This window comes from Bradyrhizobium manausense (assembly GCF_001440035.1).
GTDB classification, from domain to species: Bacteria; Pseudomonadota; Alphaproteobacteria; order Rhizobiales; family Xanthobacteraceae; genus Bradyrhizobium; species Bradyrhizobium manausense.
On sequence record NZ_LJYG01000094.1, the window covers coordinates 218,184 to 233,884 of the forward strand.

Below are 15,701 nucleotides of genomic sequence, written 5' to 3' on the forward strand. Positions count from 1 at the left end.
TGTGGCACCTTTTTCAGCGGGCGCACAGCGGTGCGCCGGGCTCAGTTCGGCAACGCGTGATCCTTGAACAGTTCGCGCAGCTTGGTCTTTTGCAGCTTTCCGGTTGCGGTGTGGGGCAACTCGTTCACGAAGACGACGTCGTCGGGCAACCACCATTTGGCGACGCGGACGGACATGTAGTCCAGGATGTCCTCGCGCGCGGGATCGGTGTCTGGCTTTCGGACCACGACCAGGAGCGGCCGCTCCTGCCACTTCGGGTGCGGCAGACCGATGACCGCTGCCTCCTGTACGGCCGGATGGGCAACCGCGACATTCTCGAGATCGATCGAGGAGATCCATTCGCCGCCGGACTTGATCACGTCCTTCGAGCGATCGGTGATCTGGATGTAGCCATCGGGATCGATCGTCGCGACATCGCCCGTCGCGAACCAGCCTTCGGCATCCAACACTGCGCCGCCCTCCCCCTTGAAGTAGCCCGCGGCAACCCACGGGCCGCGCACCATCAGATTTCCGGCGCTTGCGCCGTCATGCGGAAGCGGTGTTCCGTCTTCGTCGACGATCCTGAGCTCGACGCCATAGATCGCGCGCCCCTGCTTGCACTGAACCGATACCTGCTCGGTGACAGGCAGATCGCGATGAACCGGCAGCAGATTGCCGATCGAGCCGAGCGGGCTGGTCTCGCTCATTCCCCAGGCGTGGATGACGAATGTACCGAAGATGCTGCGGAACTTCTCGATGATGCTGCGCGGCGCGGCGGATCCCCCGACGACCACGCGATCGAGCTTGATCGCGGAGAGATCGAGCGCGGGATTTTCCTCGATGTACTTGAAGAGGCCGAGCCAGACGGTCGGCACGCCGAGCGAGAAGTTACAGCCTTCCTGCGACGCCAGCTCGAAGATGCTCTTGCCATCCAGAGCGGGACCGGGCAGCACGACCTTGGCCCCACACATGGCAGCAGCATAGGGAATTCCCCAAGCATTCACGTGGAACAAGGGCACAACGAGAAGAACGCTGTCGCTACTGCACAGCTTGAGACCATCGTTCGCGCAGGCGACAAAGGAATGCAGGATGGTCGAGCGGTGACTGTAGAGCACCCCCTTGGGGTTGCCGGTCGTGCCGGATGTGTAGCAGAGCGATGATGCGGTGCGCTCGTCGAACACCGGCCAGTCCAGAATATCGTCTTCCGCCTCGACCAACGTCTCGTAAGAGAGACAACCGAGAGGCTGAGCCGGAAGATGCGCGCCGTCCGTCATCGCGACCACATGCTCGACGGTGGTCAGATTCGGCCGCAGCTTGTGAACGAGATCCGCAAAGGTGATATCGAACAACAGAACCCGATTTTCGGCGTGGTTGATGATGTAATCGATCTGCTCCGGAAACAGGCGCGGATTGACGGTGTGCAGCACCGCGCCGATGCCGGATACGGCGAAATAGAGCTCCATGTGACGATGGGTGTTCCAGGCGAGCGTCGCAACGCGATCGCCTGGCCCGATGCCAAGTTTGATCAGCGCCCTTGCGAGTTTTGCGGCGCGCGAGCGGAGCCCGGCATAGTTGCTGCGATAGATCGTCCCCTCGCAGGTCTTGCTGACGATCTCCGCCTTGGGATGGTAATGCGCTGCATGCTCGATGAGACTCGAGATCAGTAACGGTCGATCCTGCATCAAGCCGAGCACTGACGCTTCCTCCGTAATCCTGCGGGGCGGCCATTGTTGATGTTGCTCGCCGCCGGCTCCGACATTTCTTGGTGGAGGTGTGCGCTGTCAAACGAAACGATCCGCGCGAGGTGAATTTCACATCCTTGAAAATGCGCTGATGGCGATCGTATCGCCTTTCGTCTGCGGCGCTCCCAGCGCCATCATGAGGCAAACCAGAGCGATCTCGCAGACCAAAATGACCATTTCGCAGCGTGCCGAAGTGCACGACGTTGCCGTAGCATCTCGCCAGGAATGATCGGCTCCGACCATCCCGCGACTCTAGTTTTGCGGGGTTCGAGTCCCTGGTCCGCTAGATAGCGAGACCCAATATTTCGGAAACCCTAATTGAGAGATAGCGACGGTAAAGAACTTAACCGCTTACTGGTCGCACCACTGGGCCTATTCGACCGAACATGGGCATTCGTCTTTGCACCACGTGACAATCAAAGCGCCGCCACAGTTGCAAAGCCGTGCTCTGCCGCCTGGAGAGCAGCGGCGATGTCGGCCTCGGTATGAGCGGCACAGAGGAACATGTTGTGCTTGGGATGGAAGTAAACGCCCCTAGCAAGCATCGCGCTGCAGAAGGCTGAACCCTTCCGGTAGTCCGGGTCCTCTTCAAACAAAAGGGTCGGCATTTGCACCGGCCCCGATTGGCGGATCGAAAGACCGAACTGGCGGGAACGCGTCTCGAGGCCATCACGCAGCGTTTGCCCGAGCTGCGCAAGGCGGGTCGGCACATCGTCCCTGTGCACGATCTTCAATGTCGCGACGGCAGCAGCCATGGCGACGGCGCCGGCCCAGAATGACCCCGTGACGAAGACCTGGGACGCAGCATGACGCAGCCAGTCGGCACCGGTCACAGCCGCCAGGGCATGACCATTGGCGATCGCCTTGCTCCAGGCAGATAAATCGGGCCGAACGCCAAGCCCTTCCCAGCTACCCGCGGCATTGAGGCGGAAGCCGGCGCGAACTTCGTCGATGATAAGCGCCGCCCCCTTGCTGTCACAGATGCGACGCGCCGCACGCGCGAACTCTAGCGTTGGAAGTTCCTGGTCGACCCCGAGATCATGGCGAAATGCCGAAATTAAAATTCCAGCAAGATCATCGCGCGCCGCGTCAGCCGCCGCCTCGAAACTCTCGACGTCGTTGAAAGTGAAATATCCGAGATGAGCGCGATCCTCCGCGGTCACGCCGAGAAGCGACGGTGAGCACCACGGCACGGCACCATGATAGGCCTTCTTGGCGACGAGGATCTTTCGCCGACCCGTTGCAGCCCTTGCGATCGTGACGCATGTCGTCGTCGCATCGGTACCGTTCTTCTGAAACTGGGTCCAATCGGCATGGCCCACCGTGTCGACGACGAGTTCAGCCAGCTCGACCATGATCTCGGCCGGACCGTTGAGGCAGTCGCCGTCGCGCCGTTGACGCTCGGCCGCTTCCTCCACCTCGGGATGATGGTGGCCGAGCAGGTTGGGACCCCAGCTGCACATGAAGTCCACGTAGCGGTGACCGTCGACATCCCAGAGCACGCCGCCCTCGCCGCGGCTGAAGAACTGCGGATACGTCTCCGGCAACTTGGCCGCGTGGAGATGTCCCCACATCCCGCCTGGCACGACCTTCTCGGCCCGCGCCCGGAGGGCAGCATCCCTTGTCCTGATCAGTTCCGGCATGCCTTCTCTTTCTCTCTCTTCTAATTTTGATATATCATATATTATGTTGTCGATGACAAGGGAATTGTTGCTTTACCGGCCCAGACCCGTAGACCCTCTTGTCGAGGCTAGGGTCCGGATTCCGACTCCGTATCGGCGCGGATTGCCGAAACGGCCCAGACCTTTCGGGGACCGAGAATGGCTGACGTTGACCAGAGACATGGTGAAGGCGGCGTGGGCCCGGTGGCTCGCGACAGCCTGACGAGCCTGGTCTACAACAATCTGCGTCAGGCGCTGATGGAAGGCCGGTTCTGGCCGGGCCATCGCTTCAAGATTCGAGACCTTGCCGCGACCATGAACGTGTCGGAGACACCGATCCGCGAAGCCCTGATGCAGCTCGTGCGCGGTCGTGCGCTCGAGATGCAGGCGGGACGCTCGATCATGGTCGCCCACATGACGGCGAAGCAGTATATCGAGCTCAGAACCGTCAGGCTGTTTCTCGAAGGACTTGCCGCCGAGCACGCAACCACGCGCATCTCCGAAGCCGATATCGACAAGATGGAGGCCACTCACCGCGAGCTGATCAGCGCAGAGAAGGAGCGCAGATGGTCCGACGCGGTCCGCGCCAACTGGCAATTCCACCGCGGGCTCTATGATGGATCGGGTCTTCCCGAAGTGCTCGCCATCCTTGACGATATCTGGATGCGCAACGGACCCTTGTTGAATTTCCATTACCCGCACGCGCCCCCCACCTATCCAAACGAACATCAGCATCTGTCTGTTCTCAAGAATCTTCGGCAGCGCCGGCCGGACAAGGTTCGCGAGTCGATCCAGGCCGACATGATGGAGGGCGGCCAGAACCTCGTCCGGTTGCTGGAGAAGCATGGCGGCACGCGCTTCATGACTCCAGAGACGGCCATTGACGAGGACGTGGAGATTGAAGCGACGCAAACGCGCGCCGCACCGCCATCCAAAGCAGCGCGCGCGAAAGCCAAGCGCCGCTGACAACCGCTCACGCGGAACGGGGCGCAGTGAATTGATCGAGGATGTTGCGGGTGATCCGCTGCGTGAACGGGTCGCCGCGCTTCAGCCCCATCACCCATTCGCAGGTCGCCGCCGTCAGCACCTCGCCTTTGCCGCGGGTCATGTGCACCATCATGCCCGAGCCGTATTTGTAACGGGCCAATCCCTCGGGCGTGACCTCGCCGGTGATGCATTCCACCAGGCCTTCGAGGTCGCTACTGCGCACGTAATAGCGGAAGCCCTCACCTGGCGGCTCGTCCTCGGCCAGGACGGCCGGCGCCATCGCCAGGATCTGGATGGTCTCGGGCTGCCCCTCGGCCGGGACCGGAAAAGGAAGACCGTTGCGGAACGTGTAGTCCAGCCCGTCGACCTCGTAGGCGAAGATGTGCTGCTTGTCGCCGAAGATATCGGCATAGTGCAGCCCTGTGCCGGCAAAGGCCCAATGCTCCGGGCGATAGACGGTAAAGCCTCTTTGGCCGCTCGGCGCGAAGCCGCCCCAGGATGCGTAGAGGCCGTGCGCGCCGTTCACGCCGACCGTCGAGGCGCCGGGCCAACGGACGTTGCGGTCTTCCCAGGCCGACGTCATCAGACGCGCACGGTCCGTGCCGACGACCGGGTCCTTGTGGATAGCCTTGAACTTGTAGCAGACTTGGCGCTTGCCATCTTCTTCGAGCCGGATCTGCCACAGGAAATTGGCGCCGAAGCGCGCGAGCCGCCCGCCGCCTTCCACATAGCGCTCGATCGCCTCCCGCATCTCCCACGTCCAATACTCATCATGGCCGATGATGGTGACGCAAGGATAGGCGTCGAGCAGTTCGGGCCGGTAGTGAAGATCGGTCTGGGTGATCATATCGAGGGCATAGCCTTCCTTCTGCGCCCAGTGCACGAAATGCCGGTCGAACTGGGCCCAGCCCGACGCTGCGTAATACTGGCCAAAGCCGTTGGCGAAAGCCCACTCCTTCATCGGATAGCGCGGCGCGTCACCCATCTCGGGTACAGGATCGGCGCAGATGCGCGGCGCACCTGATGGCAGCCAGACCACGCCGCGCGTCCACGGCCGCTGCAGCGACAACACCGGCGAGGGCTCGTCCCTGTCAGGACCTTCGACCCCGAAATAATGATTGGCACCGCCGAAATCATTGTACGCGGTCCAGGTGCCGGTCGGTAGGATCATCAGGATCTTCGCGCGCCGCGTCGCCTCGGTCGGGCGCACGACGAAGAAATGATGCTGAACGAAGCGGGCCCCGTTCGCTCGTTCGCACGACGAGACCACGCGATAGAATCCCGAGCGCAGATCCGGCGGCAATTTCCAGCGATGCGCGACGGGCCAGTTGCAGCCATTGCGATAGGCATCGGACGGCGTCGCCGTGAACACGCCGTCAAGCGCGTCGATCTCATGCACCATCTCGGGTTCGAGATCGTCGCGATAGATCTGCAGCCGCCAGGCCTTTGCCGTTGCGGAAGAGCGAAAGACGACTTCGTCGCCGGGGTCGTAAGACATTGCGTCGGTATAAGTGTAGACCTCCGCTACGGCAGGATCGCCGCGCGGCGCTTCGTACCAGGGCTGGCTGCCCCAGTGCTCGTCCGCATGCATCGGGCGCGCCTTGCGGGGAGCGACATTGAGGGCTCCCAATTCCGGGGCTTGAAAATCGCACTTGTCCGGCATGACAGCCTCCCTGGTTCGAGAACCATCTCTGGCGACGAGATGGCAATTCTTGTGGAGCCGAAGTCCAGTCAGCCCGCTAGGCTCTGGCAGGCATGATGAAAGGCCGTGGATCGAGAAACCGGTTCACGACGTTCAGGGTGATGGTGCTGATGTTGTTGTCATAGTTGTTGTGGCCCAACGACATGCCGTAGGTGATCGATCCCGTCGCAAAGACCGCGCCACCGTGGGCGGTCTCGAAGAACACCATGTCGGCGCGCACCAGGGCATTTTGCGTGCCGTCGAGACCATCGACCACGGTGCGAAATTCCTCGGGCGTCGGCAGCGCGCCCGCGCCCAATCCTTCCGACGTCGCGATCCGCAACGCATGCGGCGGAGTTCCGAGCTCGAGATCGTAGCGGTCGATTTCGCTCCCGACGGCGCCGTTGTAGCGAAATCCAAAATCACCGAACTTGTCGTGACGGCCTGTGCCCTCGAAGATGAACGCGACACGCGTATCCTCGCTTTCAGCCGTCCGCAGATAGTAGCCGCAGGTATCGTTGATCATGGCCGAGAACCCGACGCCGACGAGCTTTTGCGGCGCAAAGCCCGAATGCCGCCACAGTGAGCCCGGCTCGCCGGTGCCGGCAAGATGAACTTCGCCCGGCTCCGATTCCCAAGTGCGGGTTCCGGCCATGCCGCGGCGAACCTCGAGCGCGGCGGGCGCGGCCGGATGAAAGCCGCAGCGCCAATAGAATGCATTGCCCCCCATCGAGATGTGCCGCCCGCCGGCGTTCTGATACGCCATGATCGCGTTCATCATATTGAGGCTATAATACTCGGGATGGGTCGGCGTCATCATGACCCGGTAAGGCGCGAGTGCACGCGCGCCTTGCCGGTCAAGCTCAACATCCGTGATCAGATCGTAGGCGATGCCTTTCTCCTCGAGCCAGTCGAGGATGTGGGTGTCGTTGATCAAATTGAACCAGTAGCCGCGCGGGCGCATGTTCAGGATGGGTCGCAGCCAGGAGCTGTACGCTCGCCCCGAGCCGTCGACATGGCAATCATAGGTCGACTGGCCGATTTCCGGGTTCTCCTGCATGAAGACGTCATCTTGCGGCAACCACAGAACATGCTCCATCAACGTCTCGAAGTGGACTTGATAGAGACGCAACGCGCTGTTGGCATAGGCGAGATAAGTCGCGACCGAAGCGACCACGACGAGATCTGCGCGCCGCGACGTCTTGCCTGGTGTCACGAAGAAGGTGACGTAGCTCTCGCAGTCCCGGTCAGGATCGTCGCCCCCCCGGGTCAGCCGGAGCGCGTAGACGCCTGACCGCCAGTGGGCCGGCACATCGAGCGTGCAGGTGGTCTGCCACTCGCAATCGTAGATGTCGTCGCCGTGGAAATGAATCGCCGCATATTCCTGCGGCGACATCCGCCAGTCGTGGACGGATCCAGACCAGTGGAAGCCTGTCACACCCCTGCGCGGTAACTGGCGGAGGTTGCCGTGCAGGCCGTTCGGCGAAAGATCCCTGATCGACGTTGACGAGATACCGTTCGAGAAGTCCCAGAAGGCGACAAGCCCGACATCACTTGCTCCCGTCCGCTGCCGGCCGTCGAAGACACGCAGCGCCTCTGCCTCCAGCGGACACGAAAAGACACGAGGCGCCTCGATCTTGCCGTCGAAGTGCGAGGTATATTGGCGATCGCCGTTCAGATGGTGGGCCGCGATCAGGAACGGCAGTCCGGAGTCGAATGCAGCCACTTGCGGCAGGGCGAACGATTTCGAACAGGCGGCCGCCGGCCGAACGCCGTCTGCCGGAACGATCAGCGACACGGAGGCCGATCCCTGGGCAAGATCAAGCGCGCACGATACGAATGCCCAGACGCGCGGGCGCAGCTTGACGTCGAGGGCAAAGCGGGCTGGCGTACCGTTCGCTTGGCCCAGCACCAGGACCGGATGCCCCTCCTCGTCGAGCTCGAGCGCATAGCCGCGCGCGGAGCGCTCGCACCAATTTCCCATCACGGCTTTGGCATTATCCACGATCCGCGTCGGATACACGTAGGCTCCGAAACACCAGTGCCCGCCGGTCGGGACCAGTGCACCGTCGTGGTCAACGACAGCGTTGGATCCCGGGCGGATCGGCTGGTCGAGGCAGGCATGCTCTCCGTCAATGGGGCTCGTCATCACCTCATATTTGAAGCCCGGTCCGTTGGCATCGACATCGCCGCAGCGCAGCCTGAGCACCTCGACCTTCACGCTCGGCTGCTTGCTGCTCAGTTGGAAGCTCACGGCCTCGCCGGCGGGGACGCTGATGCGATCCGGATAGCCGAGATACTCGTTGGTCCTATAGATCACCGAAAACCTCCGCAGGCAGCGTCGTGCCCGTCATGTCCTGCCAACGCAGCTTGAACACATGCCACTCCGCTTCAGCGAGAGAGGTGAAGACGCGATCATCGACGAAAGGCATCGGATCGCCCCGGCGCTTGGGGATGCGTGACAGCCGCCAGGCCTTGCCGGGTTCGAGCACGATCAGGACCAGTCGCCCTTCCGGCCTGCCCCACCGCATCCGCGCCAACAGCTTGCGAAGCTCCGGGCTATGTACGCCGAGTGGACTTGCGCGGAACTCCTCGACGAGATCGAGCCGGCCGGGATCGATCACGTAGCGCATCGCACCGGGGTCACTGGTGTGATCCATCGTACGTCCTCATCTTGCAAAGGCGAATGGCGGAGGCGGCTGCCGCGGATCAGCGGGTCAGCCAGGCCATCCACCGCTCCCGCAGCTCGTTACGATGTTCGCCGATCCAGGCGAAATCGGGCTTGACCAGCTTTTCGTAATTCTCCGGCGAAGTCGCGTAGAGATTGCGCTCCTCCGGCTTCAGCAGCTCGATGGCCGATTTGCTGGCCGTCGCATAGTTGACGGCGCGCATGAACGGCACATGCGCATCGGAGCTTGCATAGAAGAAGTCGAGATAGGCCATGGCGGCATTGAGGTCGGGCGCCCCCTTGAGAACAGCCATGTAACCGGTGTCGCGAATGGCCTGGTCCCAGGACATGGCGACCGGTACGCCCTCCTTCACGACGGCAAGCGCGCGGCCTGAGTAGCTCATGGCCATGACGACCTCGCGGCTGCGCATGATCTGTTGCACCTGATCGCCCGTCTTCCACCATACCGCGACATTGGGACGGATCTCGTCCAGCTTCTTGTAGGCGCGACCGATGTCCAGCGGGAAAAGCTGCTCCGGCTTGACGCCGTCGGCGAGCAGCGCGGCGACCGGCACCCACCAATCGCTGTCGCCGGTATCGGGCAGTCCTCGCGGCCCGGGAAACTGCTTGACGTCCCAGAAGTCCGCCCATGTCCTGGGCGCCTTGTCCTTGAACGTCTCGGTATTGTAGGTGATCAGCATGCCGCCGGTCGTGCGGGCGACACCGTAGGGCTGACAGGCGTCGGAGACTCCGAACTTCTGGACGCTCGGCAATTTCGCGCAGTCGATCTTCTCGAGCAGGTCGGTGCGCCCCACCAGATCGGGACCTGTTGCCGTGACGATGTCGAACTCCACCTTGCCGGTTCGCTGCATCGCCTTGGCGCGCGCCCACTGGTCCGGGACCTCGATTGCGACCGGGACGATCTCGACATTCTTGGTCTTGTTGAAGGGGTCGTAGAAATATTTCGCGAGGGTGTTGCCCATCAGACCACCGGTCGTGGCAATCACCAACTGGTCTTCCAGCTTTTCAGCCGCGGCCGGCAACGCTCCGCAAAGCGCCAAAGCAAGCACGAAAGCTGCCGACTTCCACATCCAACCTGTTCTCAACATCGACGGTCTCCTCTCTGGCTTCTCACCTGACGCTACCGGGTGACGCTGCGGGATCTGAGGACATGGGCCCCCAGCAGAATCAAAATGGACAAGACGATCAGCAGTGTCGCGATCGCGGGAATCACCGGCGTCAGGTTCTGCTCGATGTCTTCGAACATTCGGCGCGGCAGCGTCTTCTGGCGCACACCGGACAAAAAGAACGACACCACCGGTTCGTCGAAGGAGATGATGAAGGCAAACAGCGCGCTGCTGGCAAGGCTGGGCAGGACGAGTGGCAACGTGACCAGGCGGAAGGCCTGGAAGCGTGTCGCGCCGCAGCTCATGGCCGCCGCCTCCAGATTGGCATCGACCTTTGCCAAGGCCGCGGCCATCGTGAACACGACGAACGGCAGGGTGAGCACCGTATGCGCCAGCACGAAGCCGGGAATGGTGCCGGAGAGACCGATCGTTTGAAAAAACAGATAGAGGCCGACGGCAAGCGCGATATGCGGCACGATGATCGGCCCGATCAGAAGGATCTGGAAAGCCGTGACCAGCCGGCTGCGGCCGCGGATCATGGCATAGGTCGCGGCCGTGCCGATGACCGACGCGCAAAGGGCAGTCAGCAAGGCCACCTGCACGCTGAGCCAGGTCGCGGCACGCCATTGCCTGCTGTCGAAATATTCCGAGTACCATTTCAGCGTGAAGCCGGACGGCGGAAATGCCAGATAGTCGTTCTGGCTGAACGACATCGGAATGACGATAACTAGCGGCACGATAATGAAGGCCAGCACGGCATAGACATAGGCCCCCAGCGCGAGCGATCCGCGGTCGGCAGGCGGCTTCACGAGGCATTCCCCATCAGACGGTCGAACCGGAGCGTCTTGCTGAAGATGATCGCCAGCAACGTCACGAATACGGTCAGCACCCCGACCAGAGCCGCAGCGAAGGGCCAATCGAGCACCTCACGGATCTGTTTCGAAACGAGCGTCGAGATCATCATCTCCTGCGGCGAGCCGAGCAGCGCGGGCGTAATGAAGAAGCCGAGCGCAGTGAGGAACACCAGCAGCGAGCCGGAGACGACGCCCGGCAGGCTCAAGGGAAGGATGACTTCCAGAAAGGTCCGCAGACGCGTCGCGCCGAGCACGGCGGCCGCACGCCCATAGTCGTCGGGAATGCTGCGCAATGCGCCGTAGATCGGCAGGATCATGAACGGCAAGAGCACATGGGTCATGGCGATGACCACCGCGCTCTGGGTATAAAGTAGCTTGAACGGCTGAGAGGTCAGACCGAGAGCCATCAACGCCGAATTGATCAGTCCGTTGCGCTGGAACAGAAAGGACCAGGCGGCGGTGCGCACGAGCACGCTCGACCAGAGCGGCAGGATGACACAGACCGCAACAAGCGCCGCGACCGTCCCCTTCGCCCGACTCATGTAATAGGCCACCGGGAAGCCGAGAACCACCGACAAAGCCGTCACCAGCGTTGCGGTCCAGAGCGTGCGCATCAGGACGCGCATGTGAACCGGATTTTCAACGACGCGCGCGTAGTTCTCCAAGGTCGGATGCGGCTCGAGGATGCTGATCACCAGGAGCTGCAGGATCGGATAGACGAAGACGAAGGCGATGATGGCGAAGAATGGCAGGAGCAGCAGCAGCGTCGACAGGCCGCTGAGCCGGCGACCGTCGGAATGCCAGAAATGCGATCGCCGCGCCTCCGTCATCGCCGGCTCCCTCGGTAAAGCAGCATTGCCTCCACGGGGACGGTAAAGGACGCGACGTCGCCCGGCGCCAAGGCGCAGAGCTGCGAAGCGCCGGGAATTCGCGCGCGCATCTCGGTGCCGTCAGGCAGACGACCGATCAAAAGCAGCGCCGCCCCAGCATAGACAATGTCGCTCAGCGTCACAGTGATGACTTGCCCGCCCGAACCAGCGCCAAGTTGCAGCCGCTCGGGCCTCACGGCCAGCACCGCTGCTTCGCCGGCTGCAACCGGCTCGACGGCCGCCGTGGCCGGCAGGCGCCATGTTTCACCCCATGGCAGTGTCACCGAGACGTTGTCGCCGACGCTTTCGACGGTGACGCCGACGAAATTCATCTCGCCGATGAAGCCGGCGGTGAAGAGATTCGTCGGCCTTTCATAAAGCTGGCGCGCCGGCCCGATCTGCTGGATCTTGCCATCCTTCAGGACAGCGATCCGGTCGGCCATGGTCAGCGCCTCGCTTTGGTCGTGGGTAACGAAGATGACGGTGATGCCAAGCTCGGCATGCAGTCGCTTGATCTCGAGCTGCATGTCTTCGCGCAGGTTCTTGTCGAGCGCACTGAGCGGCTCATCCATCAACAGCACGCGCGGCTGATAGACGATCGCGCGCGCCAGCGCCACGCGTTGCTGTTGGCCGCCGGACAGCTCATTCGGACGACGATGGCCATAGCCCGCCAGACGCACGGTCGCGAGCGCGGCTTCGGCGCGCGCATGGCGTTCAGCCGCCCGCAGACCGCGCATCTTCAAGGGAAAGGCGACATTGTCGAGAATCGACATGTGGGGGAACAGCGTGTAGTTCTGGAACACCATTCCCAGGTTGCGCCGGTTCGAAGGGACATAGGTCACGTCTTCGGAATCGACGTGAATGCTGCCGCTGGTCGGGAATTCGAATCCGGCAACGCTCATCAGGATCGTGGTCTTCCCGGAGCCGCTCGGTCCGAGCAGGGCGATAAATTCACCGGCAGCAATATCGATATCGACGCCATCGACGGCGGACACGGCGCCGAAACGCTTCTCGAGGCGACTGATGCGGATCGATGCACCCGACGCCGATTGTGTTGCCGATGCAATATTCACGGAGTCTCACGTCCCTTCCGTTTGCCTTCGATGCAGGGCGAGAGCCCTTGCACTTCAATTCTCAGTCGGGCTCCCCGGTTCGATATAATATTTGATATATCAGGCTATCGCGCAACGAACCGCGCGACAAGGGCCATCTGCGCATCGAGCATGGGCTTTCCGCCGATGGCCCTTGCGCCCTGCGCAGCCGCCCTTGCGAGCAGCCGCGTGATTGCAGGATTGACGATGATGTCGCTGACGGTAGCGCCCGGACCCACGCCTTCGATGTCCAGTGGGAGCGGATCATCCGGTTTCATGCCGAGCGACGTCGTATTGACGATGAGATCGAAGGTGCGCGCGTCCGCACGGCCGGCGCTGACCTTCGTTGCCGGATAATGCGCAGCCACGGCAGCCGCAAGCGCGCGAGCCTTCTCCCCATTCCGGTTCATGATCGTGATTTCGCGCGCGCCGGCCTCTGCCAGGCCAAATGCGGTTGCGCGTCCTGCGCCACCGGCACCGACCTGGAGCACCTTCCGATCGCGAACCGCGACGTCATGCTGAGCCAGGCTGGCGATGAATCCCCGCGCATCGAGATTGTCGCCAACAAGGCGCCCTTCGGCCGTTCGCTTGACGAAGTTGACCGCGCCGATGAGACGTGCCGTCGGCGTGATCTCATCGAGGTGCTCGATCACGCAGGTCTTGTGCGGGATCGTTACGCCGAAACCAAAGACGTTGCGCATGAGCCTGATGCATGCAACGACCCGGCCGAGATCGCCTGAGAGGACATGGATCGGCGACACCGCAAGGTCGTCGCCGATCGATGCGAAATAGGCATTCATGACCGCACTCGCCCGCACATGATCGATCGGGTCGGCGAGCACGAACATGATCTTGGTCTTGCCGGTGATCTCCATGGAACTGTCCTTCTCAGGCCGGAAGAGCAGCGCGGCCGTAGCTGCCATAGCGCTCGACCACCCTCGCCATCTCGTCGTCCGCAAGGATCGCAGGCGCGCCGGCCTGACAGGCGAGCAGATACTGCCGGGCAAGGGTTTCGAGCTTCACGGTGAGGTCGAACGCCGCCTGCAGGTCTTTGCCGACGGCAATCATGCCGTGGTTCGCGAGCAGGCAGGCCTTGCGCTGTTTCAGCGCCGCGACGGCGCCATCGGCGAGAGCCCTGGTGCCGAATGTGGCGTAGGGCGCACAAGGCACGTCGTTTCCGCCAAAGCTGGCGATCATGTAGTGGAATGACGGAATTGGCTTTGCGAGGCAGGACAACGCGACGCAGCAGTCGGCATGGGTGTGAACCACCGCGTTCACGTGCGGATAGGCGTTCATGATCGCCAGATGCATGTGCCATTCACTGGAGGGCAAGCCGCCGCCGACCACCGTTCCGTCGCGCTTCAGATGGACGAGATCGTCAATCGTCGTGTTGCTGCCATTGCCGCCGGTCGGCGTGATGAGAACGTCGTCTCCGATACGACAGCTGACATTTCCGCTGCTGCCGTGGTTGAATCCCTTGGCCTCCAGGCCCGCCACAATATCCAGCACGGATTGTCTGAGTTCGCGCTCGTTCAATTGGCTCTCCCAGGATCCAGCATCACGTCGAGCGTGGTCGCGAACAGATCGACGGGGCCCAGCTTGCCAGACTTGAGACAAAGGGCCACCGGATCCTCGTCTTCGGTCACCGCAGTGCCGATGCCGGGTCCACCATAAGGACCGACCCGCAAACGTCTGATGCCGAGGTGCTCGACGATTGCACCAGACGTCTCGCCACCGGCCACGACGAAGCGCCGCACGCCGACACTGCGAAGAGAGACAGCGAGCCGGCCAAGAATGGCTTCGGCGAGTTGCGCCGCGCCTTCACGGCCGTATCGCTCCTGAGCCATCTTGACGGCCTCGGGCGCGCCCGAAGTGGCGAAACCGACGGGACCGCGATGCAGCCGTGGTCGTGCCCAGTCGAGCGCATCGCCAACCGTCGCCGCCACATCCCCGGCATTCAGGAGATCGATGCGGAGCACCGGATGACTCTTCTCGAATTCGGCGAGTTGCTCCAACGTCCGCTCGGCGCAACTCCCGGCGAGAACCACCCCGCCTCCGCCAACCGCGCGCAGGCAGGGCGGTCTCCTGGTGGCGCCGATGAGCCCCCGCGCCCTCCAGATGTCCGGATAGTGCTGCACGATGGTCGCATTGCCCGTCATCAGCTTCCAATCGCAGGTGAGCGCGGCAAGCGTATCGAGATCCCGATCGTAGATCGCGTCTGTTATGAAGTAGCGGATACCGCGAGCCGCCGCTTCCGCGATCGCGCGTCCGGCCGCCTCCGCGCCGGCACTGACCAGCGCATGCGCCAAAAGGCCAACCTTGGCCCGCGTTTGACGCTGTAGAACCCGAACCAGATCGGGATCGGTCATCGGCGTCAGCGGATCATGGCGTTTCGGCGAGTCCGAGATCAGCTCGGTCCCGAGAAAGAGATGGCCGTTATAGACAGTCCTTCGAAGGGCGGGAGAAGCCGGGCAAAAGGCAGTGTATTCGGCGCCGGTCAGCTGCATCAGCAGGTCGGCGACCGGGCCGATATTGCCCTGGTCGGTGGAATCGAACGTCGCACAATATTTGAAGAAGATTTGCCTGATGTCCCGCGCAAGCAACGCCCGTGCGGCCTTCTCTGTCATGCTAACGGCCTCGCTCGCGGGGATCACCCGCGTCTTCTGCGCGATGACGATAGCCGGCACGTCGCCGTAGCTGCCGACGAGGGCGGGGTCGGTGACAAATCCGCATTCGATCCCGGCAGCGACCAGCATCGCGGCCGTTTCCATGCCTCCCGTCAGATCGTCCCGCCACCACTCCGAAGATGAGCGTCCTCATGCAGATCTCGCGCGTTTCGCGCCAACTGATACATGATATATCAAATATTGGCAACACCTCATACTGCGGACGGCGACTACGGCCAGGTCCTGCTTGGCAGACTTCCGTTCGCAGCCCATTGGTGATTGCACACGTCTCCTATCAGGAACGGGAACCGCGCCGCGCAATCACGGTCCGCATCCGGACAACCCTCCGCGAGGTCACCGTCCTCGCTACCCGCCT

The 15,701-nt window shown here is 62.5% G+C and carries 12 protein-coding genes and 1 pseudogene; 1 reads left to right on the forward strand and 12 read right to left on the reverse strand.

Annotated features, from left to right (window positions below; all coding sequences use genetic code 11):
• Window positions 1-41: 41 nt before the first annotated feature.
• Both AOQ71_RS22705 and AOQ71_RS22710 read right to left on the reverse strand, forming a co-directional pair.
• Entirely contained in the window at window positions 42-1,673 is a 1,632-nt protein-coding gene (locus AOQ71_RS22705; RefSeq protein ID WP_057751264.1) for a 3-(methylthio)propionyl-CoA ligase, read from the reverse strand.
• 464 nt (window positions 1,674-2,137) lie between these two features.
• Window positions 2,138-3,364, reverse strand: coding sequence for an aminotransferase class III-fold pyridoxal phosphate-dependent enzyme (locus AOQ71_RS22710; RefSeq protein WP_057751265.1), 1,227 nt, complete (start codon window positions 3,362-3,364; stop codon window positions 2,138-2,140).
• Between the two features lie 177 nt (window positions 3,365-3,541).
• Here AOQ71_RS22710 and AOQ71_RS22715 point away from each other — a divergent pair.
• Window positions 3,542-4,246, forward strand: a pseudogene (locus AOQ71_RS22715) (GntR family transcriptional regulator); the annotation flags it as partial.
• Between the two features lie 109 nt (window positions 4,247-4,355).
• Here the strand turns inward: AOQ71_RS22715 and AOQ71_RS22720 are convergent.
• The 10 genes from AOQ71_RS22720 to otnK all read right to left on the reverse strand — a co-directional run bounded on the left by AOQ71_RS22720 (window position 4,356) and on the right by otnK (window position 15,415).
• Complete coding sequence (locus AOQ71_RS22720) at window positions 4,356-6,032, reverse strand: N,N-dimethylformamidase beta subunit family domain-containing protein (protein ID WP_057751268.1); 1,677 nt, start codon at window positions 6,030-6,032, stop codon at window positions 4,356-4,358.
• 76 nt (window positions 6,033-6,108) lie between these two features.
• The gene (locus tag AOQ71_RS22725; RefSeq protein WP_057751271.1) at window positions 6,109-8,370 is read right to left on the reverse strand and encodes a N,N-dimethylformamidase beta subunit family domain-containing protein; all 2,262 of its coding nucleotides are present in this window, start codon (window positions 8,368-8,370) and stop codon (window positions 6,109-6,111) included.
• Window positions 8,360-8,710: a N,N-dimethylformamidase alpha subunit family protein gene (locus AOQ71_RS22730; protein ID WP_057751274.1), complete on the reverse strand. Its 351-nt coding sequence runs from the start codon at window positions 8,708-8,710 to the stop codon at window positions 8,360-8,362. The genes AOQ71_RS22725 and AOQ71_RS22730 overlap by 11 nt, the downstream gene beginning before the upstream one ends.
• Window positions 8,711-8,759: 49 nt before the next feature.
• Window positions 8,760-9,827, reverse strand: coding sequence for an ABC transporter substrate-binding protein (locus tag AOQ71_RS22735; protein WP_245317075.1), 1,068 nt, complete (start codon window positions 9,825-9,827; stop codon window positions 8,760-8,762).
• Window positions 9,828-9,859: 32 nt separating this feature from the next.
• Complete coding sequence (locus AOQ71_RS22740; protein WP_057751280.1) at window positions 9,860-10,654, reverse strand: ABC transporter permease; 795 nt, start codon at window positions 10,652-10,654, stop codon at window positions 9,860-9,862.
• On the reverse strand, window positions 10,651-11,529 hold the full coding sequence (locus AOQ71_RS22745; RefSeq protein ID WP_057751283.1) for an ABC transporter permease: 879 nt from the start codon (window positions 11,527-11,529) through the stop codon (window positions 10,651-10,653). The genes AOQ71_RS22740 and AOQ71_RS22745 overlap by 4 nt, the downstream gene beginning before the upstream one ends.
• Entirely contained in the window at window positions 11,526-12,635 is a 1,110-nt protein-coding gene (locus AOQ71_RS22750) for an ABC transporter ATP-binding protein (RefSeq protein ID WP_057751427.1), read from the reverse strand. The genes AOQ71_RS22745 and AOQ71_RS22750 overlap by 4 nt, the downstream gene beginning before the upstream one ends.
• A gap of 110 nt (window positions 12,636-12,745) precedes the next feature.
• On the reverse strand, window positions 12,746-13,582 hold the full coding sequence (locus AOQ71_RS22755) for a shikimate dehydrogenase family protein (protein ID WP_245317076.1): 837 nt from the start codon (window positions 13,580-13,582) through the stop codon (window positions 12,746-12,748).
• Window positions 13,548-14,195, reverse strand: a complete 648-nt coding sequence (locus tag AOQ71_RS22760) for a class II aldolase/adducin family protein (protein ID WP_057751286.1) — start codon at window positions 14,193-14,195, stop codon at window positions 13,548-13,550. The genes AOQ71_RS22755 and AOQ71_RS22760 overlap by 35 nt, the downstream gene beginning before the upstream one ends.
• On the reverse strand, window positions 14,192-15,415 hold the full coding sequence (gene otnK / locus AOQ71_RS22765) for a 3-oxo-tetronate kinase (RefSeq protein WP_245317077.1): 1,224 nt from the start codon (window positions 15,413-15,415) through the stop codon (window positions 14,192-14,194). Before otnK ends, AOQ71_RS22760 begins: the two co-directional genes overlap by 4 nt.
• Between the last annotated feature and the right edge of the window lie 286 nt (window positions 15,416-15,701).

Coding starts and splice junctions, on each gene's coding strand:
- AOQ71_RS22710 (WP_057751265.1), bottom strand. CDS start 3,364: ATGCCGGAACTGATCAGGACAAGGGATGCTGCCCTCCGGGCGCGGGCC.
- AOQ71_RS22720 (WP_057751268.1), bottom strand. CDS start 6,032: ATGCCGGACAAGTGCGATTTTCAAGCCCCGGAATTGGGAGCCCTCAAT.
- AOQ71_RS22730 (WP_057751274.1), bottom strand. CDS start 8,710: ATGGATCACACCAGTGACCCCGGTGCGATGCGCTACGTGATCGATCCC.
- AOQ71_RS22735 (WP_245317075.1), bottom strand. CDS start 9,827: ATGTTGAGAACAGGTTGGATGTGGAAGTCGGCAGCTTTCGTGCTTGCT.
- AOQ71_RS22745 (WP_057751283.1), bottom strand. CDS start 11,529: ATGACGGAGGCGCGGCGATCGCATTTCTGGCATTCCGACGGTCGCCGG.
- AOQ71_RS22755 (WP_245317076.1), bottom strand. CDS start 13,582: ATGGCAGCTACGGCCGCGCTGCTCTTCCGGCCTGAGAAGGACAGTTCC.
- otnK (WP_245317077.1), bottom strand. CDS start 15,415: ATGCTGGTCGCTGCCGGGATCGAATGCGGATTTGTCACCGACCCCGCC.